Source organism: Cognatundibacterium aquatile (genome assembly GCF_014699135.1).
GTDB lineage: Bacteria > Pseudomonadota > Gammaproteobacteria > Burkholderiales > Burkholderiaceae_D > Undibacterium > Undibacterium aquatile.
In genome coordinates, this window is record NZ_JACOFT010000005.1 from 263,686 (window position 1) to 275,641 (window position 11,956).

Consider the following 11,956-nt stretch of genomic DNA (forward strand, 5'->3'; position numbering starts at 1 on the left):
GCAACGATATTGAGGTTAAAAAATGGGTAAAGTCACCGGCTTCATGGAATATCAGCGCTTGCAGGAAGCAAGCGAAGCACCACAATCACGTAAAAAACACTACAAAGAGTTTTTAGTCCATCTGGGCGATGCCCAGGCAAAGACGCAAGCGGCCCGCTGCATGGATTGCGGCATTCCGTTTTGCAATAACGGTTGCCCTGTGAACAATATCATCCCTGACTGGAATGATCTGGTGTATCACGGAAATTATCAGCAAGCTCTGGAAGTCCTGCATTCAACCAATAATTTCCCGGAATTTACCGGACGCATCTGCCCGGCACCTTGCGAATCCGCATGTACTTTGGGTATCAATAATGATGCCGTTGGGATTAAATCGATTGAGCATTTCATCATCGATAAAGGCTGGGAAAATAATTGGGTAGTGCCGCAGATTTCCAGCGTTAAAACCGGTAAGAAAATTGCGGTTGTCGGCTCTGGTCCTGCCGGGCTGGCGGCCGCACAACAACTCGCACGTGTCGGACACGATGTCACCGTGTTTGAAAAAAATGACCGTGTTGGCGGTTTATTACGCTACGGTATTCCTGACTTCAAAATGGAAAAATCCCATATTGATCGCCGTGTCGAGCAAATGAAAGCGGAAGGTGTTACTTTCCGTACCGGCGTCTTCGTCGGTAAAGATTTTCCTGCCACAGTGACCAACTGGTCGAAAGAAACAATGTCACCGGAACAGCTGCAAAAAGATTTCGATGCGGTGATTATCGCCGGTGGTGCAGAAACTCCGCGTGATCTGCCAGTACCAGGGCGTGAACTCAAAGGAGTGCATTTTGCAATGGACTTTTTGCCAGTGCAAAATAAGGTTAATGCTGGTGACAAAGTGAAAGATCAGATTCTGGCGACCGGTAAGCATGTGGTTGTCATCGGTGGTGGTGACACTGGTTCAGATTGCGTCGGGACCTCGAATCGTCATGGCGCCAAATCCGTGACGCAATTTGAATTAATGCCACAACCGCCGGAGCAGGAAAATAAACCTCTGGTGTGGCCATACTGGCCAACGAAGTTGCGTACATCCTCTTCTCACGAAGAGGGTTGCGAGCGTGACTGGGCGGTTGCGACCAAGCGTCTTGAAGGCAAAGGTGGCAAAGTTGAAAAACTGATCGCCTGTCGCGTTGAATGGAAAGACGGCAAAATGCAGGAAGTTGCCGATTCCGAGTTTGAAATGAAAGCCGATCTGGTGTTGCTGGCAATGGGCTTTGTCTCACCAGTGCAGCAGGTGCTGGATGCATTCGGTGTTGATAAAGACGCACGCGGTAATGCTAAAGCGACCACCGAGGGCGATGCCTGCTACAAAACCAATGTACCGAAAGTGTATGCTGCAGGCGATATGCGTCGCGGACAGTCATTAGTGGTCTGGGCTATCCGCGAAGGGCGTCAATGTGCGCGCGAAGTCGATGCGTTTCTGATGGGCGAGTCCGTCCTTCCACGCTGATAAAAACGACTGATTTCTCTTGAAAAAGGAGAAATCAGTCAGTTTTTTTGATGAATCCAGTCAAATTTTTAAAATTAATGACTTCAAATTCATTAATTTTTGTCTTAATTTATTCTCGATTTTGAATTAAATATCGATTTAAATTTTATTTCGGAATTTAATTTAAAAATTGGTTGCTATTTCAAATAATAATTAATTTGTTATTTTTTTGCTTATACTTGTCGATACAACTTCATTTCCAGTTCTGCATTACAATCTAGCCTTTGCAAAACTTAATCCCTCGTTGTGTCAAATCTCGTTGAAATTCGCGATGTTCATTTCGGATATGGAGAACGGACAATTTTATCCGGACTTCATATGGACTTCCCGCGCGGTAAAGTGATTGCCGTCATGGGAGGCTCCGGCTCCGGTAAAACCACTATCCTGCGTTTGATAGGCGGACAAATTCGTCCGCAGCGTGGCAGTGTCAGCGTCAATGGTCAGCACGTGCAGGATCTTGCCAGTGATGATTTATATGCGATGCGGCGCAAAATGGGTATGTTGTTTCAGCACGGCGCATTATTCACCGACCTGAGCGTCTTTGATAATGTCGCTTTTCCTATGCGCGAGCATACGGATTTGAGCGAAGCGATGATACGCGACCTGGTGATGCTCAAACTCGAAGCAGTCGGATTAAGAAATGCTGCATATCTGATGCCGGCAGAAATTTCCGGCGGTATGGCGCGCCGGGTTGCGCTTGCGCGGGCGGTTGCTCTGGATCCGCAGCTAATGATGTACGACGAGCCGTTTGCTGGGCTTGATCCGATTTCTATGGGCGTGGCCGCAAATCTGATCCGGAACTTGAATGATGCCTTGGGGTCTACATCAATACTGGTCTCACACGATGTTCATGAGTCGTTTGCGATTGCAGACTACATTTACTTCCTGTCACAGGGAAAAATCGTGGCTGATGGCACGCCTGAGCAGATGATGGCATCGGAAGATCCGTATGTCAGACAGTTTGTACATGCCCAGGCGGATGGTCCCGTACCTTTCCATTATCCCGGCAAAACTTTGCTGGATGATCTGGGTCTGAAAGGGGCATTATGATCATTGAATCTGTCGGTAAGTGGACGCGCGGAATGTCCAGTGATCTGGGTTATGCCACGCGTAGCTTTTTCTCAATTTTGTTCAGCGGCTTTGGTTTGTGGCGGCGGCCGCGCCTGATTACCGATCAGATTCATTTCATTGGTAATTATTCGTTGGTCATTATTGCAGTATCCGGTTTGTTTGTCGGATTTGTACTTGGTTATCAGGGCTATTACACCTTAAACCGCTTCGGCTCAGGTGAATCACTTGGTTTGCTGGTGACAATTTCTCTGGTGCGTGAACTTGGTCCGGTCGTCGCTGCCTTGTTATTTGCTGGTCGGGCCGGTACTTCTCTGACAGCAGAAATTGGTCTGATGAAGGCGGGTGAGCAACTGGCTGCGATGGAAATGATGGCAGTTAATCCGATACAACGGGTATTAGCGCCACGTTTTATCGCTGGTTTGATTTCCTTGCCGATTCTGACTGCCATTTTCAATGCCATGGGTGTGATTGGCGGATATATCGTTGGCGTCCAATTGATCGGCGTGGATAACGGCGCGTTCTGGTCGCAGATGCAGGCCGGTGTGGAAATCGGTCAGGATATCGGTAACGGTGTATTGAAAAGTATCGTCTTTGGTTTTGCTGTGACGTTTGTGGCTTTATTTCAGGGCTATGAAGCGCAACCAACACCGGAAGGGGTGGCCCGAGCAACAACGCGTACCGTTGTGATTTCCTCTCTGCTGGTGTTGTGGCTGGATTTCCTGATGACAGCCTGGATGTTCCAATAAGCGTGGCCTTCCACATACTCCTGGGGAGTATGTGGATCTGTGCGGCGGAAGTCTTTTTAAATAAACGGCAAATTAAGAATAAATGCAGATACTCCCTGATATACGGGAGTTTGAAATAGGTAAGGATTGATGATGCAAAAAAAATCTCTGGACTTCTGGGTTGGACTTTTTGTTTTACTTGGTGCTGCCGCTTTACTATTTCTGGCATTGAAAGCTGGCAATATGAGTTCGCTTTCACTAGAGAAAACGTATGAAGTGGTAACGCGTTTTGACAATATCGGCGGACTGAAACCACGTGCCGCAGTAAAAAGTGCGGGTGTCGTCGTTGGACGGGTTTCGGAAGTCAGATTTGACGATAAAACCTTTCAGGCAACGGTGATACTGCAATTAGAAACACGCTATAAGTTTCCGAAGGATACATCTGCCAAGATTCTGACGGCAGGATTATTGGGTGAGCAATATATTGGCCTGGAAGCCGGTGGTGACACCGCGAATCTGGTTGCCGGTGACAGGATAAAAATGACGCAGTCGGCGGTCGTTCTGGAAAATCTGATCAGTCAGTTTCTTTTCAGTAAGGCCGCAGACAGCAATGCGGAAGAGAAAAAATGAAAAATACATTCAAGCAGCTAAACGCGCGTTTTTGCGCCGTACTGGTACTGAGCATGACTGTGTTGCTGACAGGTTGCAGCACCGTCTCAGTCGATAAAATCAAAGACAAAGCAGACCGTACGTTGGACGTGATCAGTACCAAAACCAATATCGGTAAAAATCCACGCGATCCTCTTGAGGGGTTTAATCGCGCAATGTTCAATTTCAATGATTCGCTGGATCAGGCGGTATTGAAACCGGTCGCGCAAACGTATCGCGATGTGACGCCATCGTTTGTTCAGACCGGTGTCGGTAACTTTTTCAGCAATATCGGCGATGTCTGGAATGCGGTCAACAATCTGTTGCAAGGCAAAGTTGCTGAAGGTAGCTCCGACGTAATGCGTTTTGCGTTTAACTCAACATTTGGTCTGGCTGGTTTACTTGATATCGCTTCGCCGGCAGGATTGCCTAAACACCGCGAAGATTTCGGTCAGACGCTGGGTCGCTGGGGTGTCCGTTCCGGGCCTTATCTGGTCTTGCCACTATTGGGTTCTTCCACCGTACGTGATGCTTTGGCAACGCCGGTCGATATGAAAGGTAATTTGTGGTCGTATAAAGAGCCTGTCTATGTTCGCAATATAGGTACTGCTGTGCGTCTGGTGGATGCCCGTGCATCGGTGCTGGATGCCGGTTCGCTGATAGAAGAAGCAGCTCTGGATAAATATGTGTTTATCCGCGATGCATATTTGCAGCGTCGCGCCAGTCAGATCGCTCCAGACGAGGATTAATTCCCGCAGGGATTTGTAAAACAATATAACAACAGTCAACCCATCAACACCCCGATGAGTTAACTGGCGACACAGACGTCGCAATCAGATGGATATGAAGGATAAAGAAATGAAAACAATCATGACCCGATTTTTATTAACGATGTTCGCCACTCTGGCATTTGCCAATACCGGTTTTGCCGCAGCTGCTGCTCAGGAAGCGCCTGATCAGTTGGTCAAACGCATCAGTCTTGAAATTATTGATCTGGCGAAAGCGGACAAAGAAATTCAGGCCGGCAATCAAAAGCGTGTTTATGACCTGGTGGACAGCAAAATTTTGCCTTACATCGATTTTCAGCGCATGACTTCGCTGGCAGCAGGTAAAAGCTGGAGAGATGCGACACCGGAACAGCAAAAGCAACTGATTAACGAATTCCGTACTTTGTTGGTATTTACTTACTCTGGCGCTATCGCTCAGATTAAAGACCAACGCGTTGAATTCAAGCCGCTTCGTGCCGCACCGGAAGATACGGAAGTCGAAGTCCGTTCGCAGATTATTCAAACCCGTGGCGAGCCTATCCAGTTAAATTACCGTCTTGAAAAATTGCCAGCAGGCTGGAAAATCTATGACATCAACGTACTGGGTGCGTGGCTGGTAGAAACATATAAAGGCAGCTTTTCTGCTGAAATCAGCAAGTCTGGGATTGATGGTCTGATCAAAACTTTGACTGAAAAAAATAAAAAGCTCGCTTCTGCACCAATCAAAGCGGCATCCAAATAAGTCTGACAAAGGATTTATTGTGTACAAACTAGCAGGCGAACTCTCTCAGCAGAATGCCCGTACCGCGCTGGCAGCGGGAAACGCTGCCATATCGCAGGGACAGTCGGACTTCGACTTGTCTGGCCTGGAGCGGATTGATTCTGCTGCCGTTGCCGTTATGATTGAATGGCAGCGACAGGCTCTGGCAAAAAAGCAAACTCTGCAATTTCATGCGTTGCCAGCCAGCCTGATCAGTCTGATCAGGCTTTACGGTCTGAGTGAGCAGTTTATTACCCCATCCTCCGAGCGACATTGACGCTCACCCCGGGAATGCGTCGGTTTCCTGCACGCAGTTTCAGCCTCCATGCTGAAAATCCCCTATAATCAAGGGTTCGCCCAGCGGGTGAACTCTTAGATTTTCTCCGTATCCGATTTCTCTTACGCACGTAAGTGCAAGCATGCCAGATGGCCGCCATACAAATTAGTAATATTCAAAAACGCTACCAGTCTTTGCAAGCTCTGGGCGGCGTATCGCTTTCTATCGAAGAAGGCGAATTTTTCGGCCTGCTCGGCCCAAATGGTGCTGGTAAAACGACATTGATTTCTATCATCGCTGGCCTGAACCGCGCCGATGCCGGTCATGTCACGGTGCAAGGACATGACGTTGTCAGCGACTACAGGAATGCGCGCAGAAATCTGGGCGTCGTACCGCAAGAATTAGTCTTTGATCCATTTTTCACTGTACGCGAAACCTTGCGTATGCAGTCCGGTTATTTCGGCCTCAGAAACAACGACAAATGGATAGATGAGGTTATGGAAAACCTTGATCTGACCAATAAGGCCGATACCAATATGCGCGCTTTGTCGGGTGGCATGAAGCGCCGCGTGCTGGTTGCGCAGGCGCTTGTGCACAAGCCGCCCGTGATCGTGCTTGATGAGCCAACGGCAGGCGTTGACGTTGAATTGCGTCAGACTTTGTGGCAATTCATTGCGCGTCTAAACCGCGAAGGTCACACCATCGTGCTGACCACACATTATCTCGAAGAAGCGCAGGCTCTTTGTAATCGTATTGCAATGCTGAAATTGGGGAAGGTTGTCGCCCTCGATAGCACTGCTGCGCTGATTAAGCGTATCTCAGGATCGCAATTGCGGGTAACTCTGGCCGCATCCGGTAATACGACTTTACCTGTAACGTTACGCGACAAGATTATCAGCCATGAAACCCTGGCCGACCCACGTCAGTTTGCTTTACGTGTCACCGACTATGGTCAGGTAGAAGGAATCTTAGGTGAGCTCCGCATGGGTGGATGTGTGATTGAGGATATGCAATTGTTGCAAGCCGATCTGGAAGACGTCTTCCTGCAAATTATGGAGGGCAAGCAATGAGTAATATGACCGGTTTTAACACCCTGTTTTACAAAGAAGTACTGCGCTTCTGGAAAGTCGCAACGCAAACGATCACAGCGCCTATCATGACCGCGTTGTTGTATTTGCTGATTTTCGGCCATGTGCTGGATGCTCATGTGCAGGTGTATCCGGGTGTGCGTTACACCGCGTTTCTGGTGCCAGGATTGGTGATGATGAGTGTGTTGCAAAATGCTTTTGCGAATTCATCGTCGTCACTGATACAGTCGAAAATTACCGGCAATCTGGTGTTTGTACTGTTGCCGCCTTTATCGCACTGGGAGCTTTTCGGTGGTTATGTACTGGCGGCGATATTACGTGGTGTCACAGTTGGTGCGGGTGTGTTTATTGTGACGGTGTGGTTCACTGACCTGCATTTTGAAGCGCCAGGGTGGATTGCTCTGTTTGCGTTGCTGGGCGCGGCGATGCTGGGAACGATGGGACTGATCGCCGGCATCTGGGCAGAAAAATTCGATCAGCTTGCTGCATTCCAGAATTTTTTAATCATGCCGGCGACGTTTTTATCCGGCGTGTTTTATTCGATACATTCTTTGCCGCCGTTCTGGCAAACCGTGTCGCACTTTAATCCATTCTTTTACATGATCGATGGATTCCGGTTTGGCTTCTTCGGTAAATCAGACGTGGCACCGTTGTATAGTTTAGCGATTGTTTCTGTTTTCTTTGTTTTACTGTCAGCGATTGCGGTGCAGATGCTGAAGCGTGGTTATAAGTTGCGTGATTGATTGATGCCAGGTATCAGTCCTTCAGCGTGTTACTAATTGAGTTTGAAAGAGATATACGCCGTGTTTCCTACCCCTGAACAAATTAAAAACTACATTGCTGCTGGTCTTGAATGCAGCCATCTGGAAGTTGAAGGTGATGGTCAGCACTTTAATGCCGTCATCGTTTCCACCGCATTCGCTGGCAAACGTCCGATACAACGTCACCAGATCGTCTATGCGGTTCTGGGCGACCGTATGCGTGAAGAAATTCATGCTTTGTCGATGAAAACACTGACACCTGAAGAGTACCAGGCATAATGGATAAGTTACTGATTACCGGCGGTCACCGCCTGAACGGAGACATCGTTATCTCCGGAGCAAAAAATGCCGCGTTACCGATTCTGTGCGCAGGTTTGCTGAGTGCCGATGATGTCGTACTGAGCAATGTTCCATCGCTGCAGGATGTCAACACTATGCTGAAATTGCTGCGTCAGATGGGTTTGCGCGTCACGCAGGAAAATGGCGTCACCACGCTCAATGGGCAGGGTATTGATAAACTCGAAGCACCTTACGACATGGTGAAAACCATGCGTGCCTCGATACTGGTACTCGGCCCTTTACTGGCGCGTTTCGGTGAAGCGAAAGTCTCATTGCCGGGCGGTTGTGCGATTGGCTCGCGTCCGGTGGATCAGCATATCAAAGGCTTGCGTGCGATGGGTGCCGAGATCACGATCGAGGCCGGTTATATCCATGCCAAAGCCAAGCGACTCAAAGGTGCGCGTATCGTGACCGATATGATTACGGTCACTGGCACCGAAAATCTGTTGATGGCCGCGACGCTGGCGGAAGGCGAGACTGTGCTGGAAAACGCCGCGCGTGAACCGGAAGTGACCGATCTGGCGAATCTGCTGGTGGCAATGGGAGCGAAGATCGAAGGCATAGGCACTGATAGACTGGTGATACAGGGTTGCGATAGTTTGCATGGCGCTGCCCATACTGTGATCGCGGATCGTATTGAAACCGCGACTTTCCTGTGTGCAGTGGCGGCAACCGGTGGCGATATCACCTTGAAAAATACCCGCAGCGATATTCTTGATGTGGCACTCGATAAGTTGCGTGAAGCTGGCGTCGTTCTGACGACCGGCCCGGACTGGATACGTGCGCAAATGAGTAGCCGTCCGAAGGCAGTCAGTTTCCGCACCACCGAATACCCGGGTTTCCCTACCGATATGCAGGCGCAATTCATGGCGCTCGATTGTGTTGCGTCTGGTAGTAGCCGCGTCACAGAAACGATATTTGAAAATCGTTTCATGCATGTGCAGGAAATGAATCGTCTTGGCGCAAAAATTGAAATCGATGGACATACAGCGATCATTAATGGCGTCGATAAACTGGTCGGTGCACCAGTCATGGCAACCGATTTACGCGCTTCAGCTTCGCTGGTGATTGCCGGCATGGCAGCGGAAGGCGAAACACTGATAGACCGGATTTATCACCTCGATCGTGGTTACGACCGCATGGAAGTGAAATTGTCGGCCGTCGGCGCACAAATACAAAGGCTCAAGTAATGACTGCACAACTCACTCTGGCTTTATCCAAAGGGCGGATTTTTGAAGAAACCCTGCCTCTGCTGGAAGCGGCCGGTATTCGCGTGACCGAAGATCCGGAAAAATCCCGTAAGCTGATTCTGGCAACGAATGATCCGGGTGTGCGCGTGATCATTGTCCGCGCTTCCGATGTGCCGACGTATGTGCAGTATGGCGCCGCTGATTTCGGCGTTGCCGGTAAAGACGTGTTGCACGAACATGGTGGCGAAGGTTTGTATCAGCCTATCGATCTGAACATCGCGAAATGCCGCATGTCGGTGGCTGTCTCGGCCGGATTTGATTATCAGAGCGCGGTACATCAGGGCGCTCGTCTGCGCGTGGCTACCAAGTACACCGAAACTGCGCGCGAGCATTTTGCCAGCAAAGGTGTGCACGTCGATCTGATCAAGCTGTATGGTTCTATGGAGCTCGCGCCGCTGGTTGGTCTGTCGGATGCGATTGTCGATCTGGTCAGCACCGGCAGCACTCTGCGCGCGAATAATCTGGTTGAAGTCGAACACATCATGGATATTTCCTCGCGTCTGGTGGTGAATCAGGCAGCATTGAAATTGAAGCGTGAACGTTTGCAACCGATACTTGAAGCTTTCGAGCGCGCCACCAGTTTAAAAGCATAATTAAAGAGAATGAGCATGGCATCCCCCGCATCCCTGATTACCCGGCTGGACTCAACTGAGGCAGATTTTTCCGCAAAGCTCTCTGCCTTGCTGGCTTTTGAAGCGAGTGAAGATGAAGCGATTGATCGTGCTGCCGCACAAATTTTAGCCAGCGTAAAAGCGCATGGTGACAGTGCTGTGCTGGACGCGACCAATCGTTTTGACCGCCTCAGTGCGGACAGTGTTGCGGCGCTGGAGTTGTCGCAGCAAGAGATGCAGGATGCGCTGAATTCACTCAGTGCCGAACGTCGCCATGCGCTGGAAACGGCAGCACAGCGAGTGCGTGCGTATCACGAGATACAAAAGAAAGAATGCGGCTCCGAAGGCTTCAGCTATACCGAAGCCGACGGCACTGTGCTCGGTCAGAAGGTCACGCCACTGGATCGCGTCGGCATCTATGTGCCGGGTGGTAAGGCGGCTTATCCTTCCTCGGTATTGATGAATGCGATTCCTGCCAAGGTTGCCGGTGTGCAGGAAATCATCATGGTGGTGCCGACCCCCGATGGCGTGAAGAATCCGTTGGTGCTGGCGGCAGCGGCGATTGCCGGTGTCGACAGAGTGTTCACCATAGGTGGTGCGCAAGCAGTAGGTGCGCTGGCGTATGGCACGGCGACCATTCCGCAAGTCGATAAGATAGTCGGACCTGGTAACGCTTATGTCGCGGCGGCAAAACGCCGTGTGTTTGGCACAGTTGGTATCGACATGATTGCTGGCCCATCAGAAATTCTGGTCTTGTGCGATGGCACAACGAATCCGGATTGGGTCGCGATGGATTTATTTTCGCAGGCAGAACATGATGAGCTCGCGCAGTCGATTTTATTGTGCCCCGACGCCGCGTATATCGAAGCGGTGCTGGCCAGCATCGCCCGTTTGCTGCCAGAGATGCCGCGCCACGAAGTCATCCGCACTTCGCTGGCGAATCGTGGTGCGCTGATTAAAGTGCGCGACATGGACGAAGCCTGTGCGATAGCTAACAGCATTGCTGCCGAACACCTGGAAATCTCGGCTGAACAACCACAGCAATGGGCAGATAAAATCCGCCACGCCGGTGCGATGTTCCTCGGTCGTTATTCGTCGGAAGCCTTAGGCGATTATTGCGCGGGTCCGAATCATGTGTTGCCGACTTCCCGCACCGCGCGCTTTTCATCGCCGCTGGGTGTGTATGATTTTCAGAAACGCTCATCCATGATCCATGTCAGTGAGTTAGGTGCGCAGACGCTGGGTAAAGTGGCCGCCGAGCTCGCTTATGGCGAAGGCTTGCAAGCCCATGCGCGTAGTGCAGAATTCCGCTTGAAGTGATTCTCGACATGAATTCCTAGCATGACAGCCGATTGGCGGAACCAGATTTTTTGCGAGGACGCGCTGCAAGGGCTGGCGCGTTTACCCGATGCCAGCATAGATCTGTTGCTGGCCGATCCGCCGTATGGTCTGGGCAAGGATTACGGCAACGACTCCGACAAAATGGAAGCCGCCGCCTACCTTGACTGGATGGCGGCATGGGTCGATCTGGCATTACCCAAGCTCAAGGCGAATGGCAGTCTGTATATTTTTCTGACCTGGCGTTATTCGCCGGAAGTGTTCGTGATGCTCAAACAGCGCATGAGCATGATGAATGAAATCATCTGGGATAGGCGTGTGCCATCGATGGGCGGGACGGTACGTAAATATTCTTCGGTGCATGACACCATCGGTTTTTTTGTCAAAGCGCGGGATTATTATTTTGATCTGGATGCGATCCGCATTCCGTATGATGCGGCGACCAAAAAAGCCCGCAGCCGTAAGATTTTTGAAGGCGCCAAATGGCTGGAGCTGGGCTTTAACCCCAAAGATGTGTGGAGTGTTTCGCGTCTGCATCGTGAACATGCCGAGCGTGAAGAGCACCCGACACAAAAGCCCTTAGAAATTATCGAACGCATGATTAAGGCATCCTGCCCACCCGGCGGCGTCGTCCTTGATCCATTTATGGGCAGCGGCACCACCGCTGTCGCCGCACAACGTTGCGGGCGCGATTTCGTTGGTTTTGAACTGAATCCTGATTATTGCGAGATGATACAAAAACGCCTCGCTCAGGCGCATCCCGTATAACTCTCCGGTGTGTAGTTTTGGGGGAGTA

The 11,956-nt window shown here is 50.3% G+C and carries 14 protein-coding genes; all 14 read left to right on the forward strand.

Annotated features, from left to right (window positions below; all coding sequences use genetic code 11):
• Positions 1-22: 22 nt before the first annotated feature.
• The 14 genes from H8K26_RS14495 to H8K26_RS14560 all read left to right on the forward strand — a co-directional run bounded on the left by H8K26_RS14495 (position 23) and on the right by H8K26_RS14560 (position 11,928).
• Positions 23-1,486 (forward strand): glutamate synthase subunit beta, encoded by a 1,464-nt coding sequence (locus tag H8K26_RS14495; protein ID WP_186897749.1) that lies wholly within the window; start codon positions 23-25, stop codon positions 1,484-1,486.
• 285 nt (positions 1,487-1,771) lie between these two features.
• Positions 1,772-2,575: an ABC transporter ATP-binding protein gene (locus tag H8K26_RS14500; RefSeq protein ID WP_186884499.1), complete on the forward strand. Its 804-nt coding sequence runs from the start codon at positions 1,772-1,774 to the stop codon at positions 2,573-2,575.
• Entirely contained in the window at positions 2,572-3,342 is a 771-nt protein-coding gene (gene mlaE / locus H8K26_RS14505) for a lipid asymmetry maintenance ABC transporter permease subunit MlaE (RefSeq protein ID WP_222610808.1), read from the forward strand. Before H8K26_RS14500 ends, mlaE begins: the two co-directional genes overlap by 4 nt.
• Positions 3,343-3,474: 132 nt before the next feature.
• The gene (gene mlaD / locus H8K26_RS14510) at positions 3,475-3,951 is read left to right on the forward strand and encodes an outer membrane lipid asymmetry maintenance protein MlaD (protein ID WP_186884500.1); all 477 of its coding nucleotides are present in this window, start codon (positions 3,475-3,477) and stop codon (positions 3,949-3,951) included.
• Positions 3,948-4,718 (forward strand): MlaA family lipoprotein, encoded by a 771-nt coding sequence (locus H8K26_RS14515; protein ID WP_223827038.1) that lies wholly within the window; start codon positions 3,948-3,950, stop codon positions 4,716-4,718. The genes mlaD and H8K26_RS14515 overlap by 4 nt, the downstream gene beginning before the upstream one ends.
• 109 nt (positions 4,719-4,827) lie before the next feature.
• On the forward strand, positions 4,828-5,478 hold the full coding sequence (locus H8K26_RS14520) for an MlaC/ttg2D family ABC transporter substrate-binding protein (RefSeq protein ID WP_190480509.1): 651 nt from the start codon (positions 4,828-4,830) through the stop codon (positions 5,476-5,478).
• A gap of 16 nt (positions 5,479-5,494) precedes the next feature.
• Positions 5,495-5,773 carry an STAS domain-containing protein gene (locus H8K26_RS14525; protein WP_390366963.1) on the forward strand — a complete coding sequence of 93 codons (279 nt, stop codon included), beginning with the start codon at positions 5,495-5,497 and terminating at the stop codon, positions 5,771-5,773.
• 149 nt (positions 5,774-5,922) lie between these two features.
• Entirely contained in the window at positions 5,923-6,843 is a 921-nt protein-coding gene (locus H8K26_RS14530) for an ABC transporter ATP-binding protein (protein WP_186897751.1), read from the forward strand.
• 5 nt (positions 6,844-6,848) lie between these two features.
• Positions 6,849-7,604, forward strand: a complete 756-nt coding sequence (locus H8K26_RS14535; protein ID WP_186884613.1) for an ABC transporter permease — start codon at positions 6,849-6,851, stop codon at positions 7,602-7,604.
• Positions 7,605-7,664: 60 nt separating this feature from the next.
• Positions 7,665-7,901, forward strand: coding sequence for a BolA family protein (locus H8K26_RS14540; RefSeq protein ID WP_186884504.1), 237 nt, complete (start codon positions 7,665-7,667; stop codon positions 7,899-7,901).
• On the forward strand, positions 7,901-9,151 hold the full coding sequence (murA, locus tag H8K26_RS14545) for a UDP-N-acetylglucosamine 1-carboxyvinyltransferase (RefSeq protein WP_186897752.1): 1,251 nt from the start codon (positions 7,901-7,903) through the stop codon (positions 9,149-9,151). Before H8K26_RS14540 ends, murA begins: the two co-directional genes overlap by 1 nt.
• Positions 9,151-9,804 carry an ATP phosphoribosyltransferase gene (hisG, locus tag H8K26_RS14550; protein WP_186884506.1) on the forward strand — a complete coding sequence of 218 codons (654 nt, stop codon included), beginning with the start codon at positions 9,151-9,153 and terminating at the stop codon, positions 9,802-9,804. Before murA ends, hisG begins: the two co-directional genes overlap by 1 nt.
• Before the next feature lie 15 nt (positions 9,805-9,819).
• Entirely contained in the window at positions 9,820-11,142 is a 1,323-nt protein-coding gene (gene hisD / locus H8K26_RS14555; protein ID WP_390366924.1) for a histidinol dehydrogenase, read from the forward strand.
• Positions 11,143-11,163: 21 nt separating this feature from the next.
• Positions 11,164-11,928, forward strand: a complete 765-nt coding sequence (locus tag H8K26_RS14560) for a DNA-methyltransferase (RefSeq protein ID WP_190480515.1) — start codon at positions 11,164-11,166, stop codon at positions 11,926-11,928.
• Positions 11,929-11,956: the final 28 nt, after the last annotated feature.

Bases quoted from the DNA above. Each gene is read 5' to 3' on its own strand.
- H8K26_RS14495 (WP_186897749.1), top strand. From the start codon at position 23: ATGGGTAAAGTCACCGGCTTCATGGAATATCAGCGCTTGCAGGAAGCA.
- mlaE (WP_222610808.1), top strand. From the start codon at position 2,572: ATGATCATTGAATCTGTCGGTAAGTGGACGCGCGGAATGTCCAGTGAT.
- mlaD (WP_186884500.1), top strand. From the start codon at position 3,475: ATGCAAAAAAAATCTCTGGACTTCTGGGTTGGACTTTTTGTTTTACTT.
- H8K26_RS14515 (WP_223827038.1), top strand. From the start codon at position 3,948: ATGAAAAATACATTCAAGCAGCTAAACGCGCGTTTTTGCGCCGTACTG.
- H8K26_RS14520 (WP_190480509.1), top strand. From the start codon at position 4,828: ATGAAAACAATCATGACCCGATTTTTATTAACGATGTTCGCCACTCTG.
- H8K26_RS14530 (WP_186897751.1), top strand. From the start codon at position 5,923: ATGGCCGCCATACAAATTAGTAATATTCAAAAACGCTACCAGTCTTTG.
- H8K26_RS14535 (WP_186884613.1), top strand. From the start codon at position 6,849: ATGACCGGTTTTAACACCCTGTTTTACAAAGAAGTACTGCGCTTCTGG.
- murA (WP_186897752.1), top strand. From the start codon at position 7,901: ATGGATAAGTTACTGATTACCGGCGGTCACCGCCTGAACGGAGACATC.
- hisG (WP_186884506.1), top strand. From the start codon at position 9,151: ATGACTGCACAACTCACTCTGGCTTTATCCAAAGGGCGGATTTTTGAA.
- hisD (WP_390366924.1), top strand. From the start codon at position 9,820: ATGGCATCCCCCGCATCCCTGATTACCCGGCTGGACTCAACTGAGGCA.
- H8K26_RS14560 (WP_190480515.1), top strand. From the start codon at position 11,164: ATGACAGCCGATTGGCGGAACCAGATTTTTTGCGAGGACGCGCTGCAA.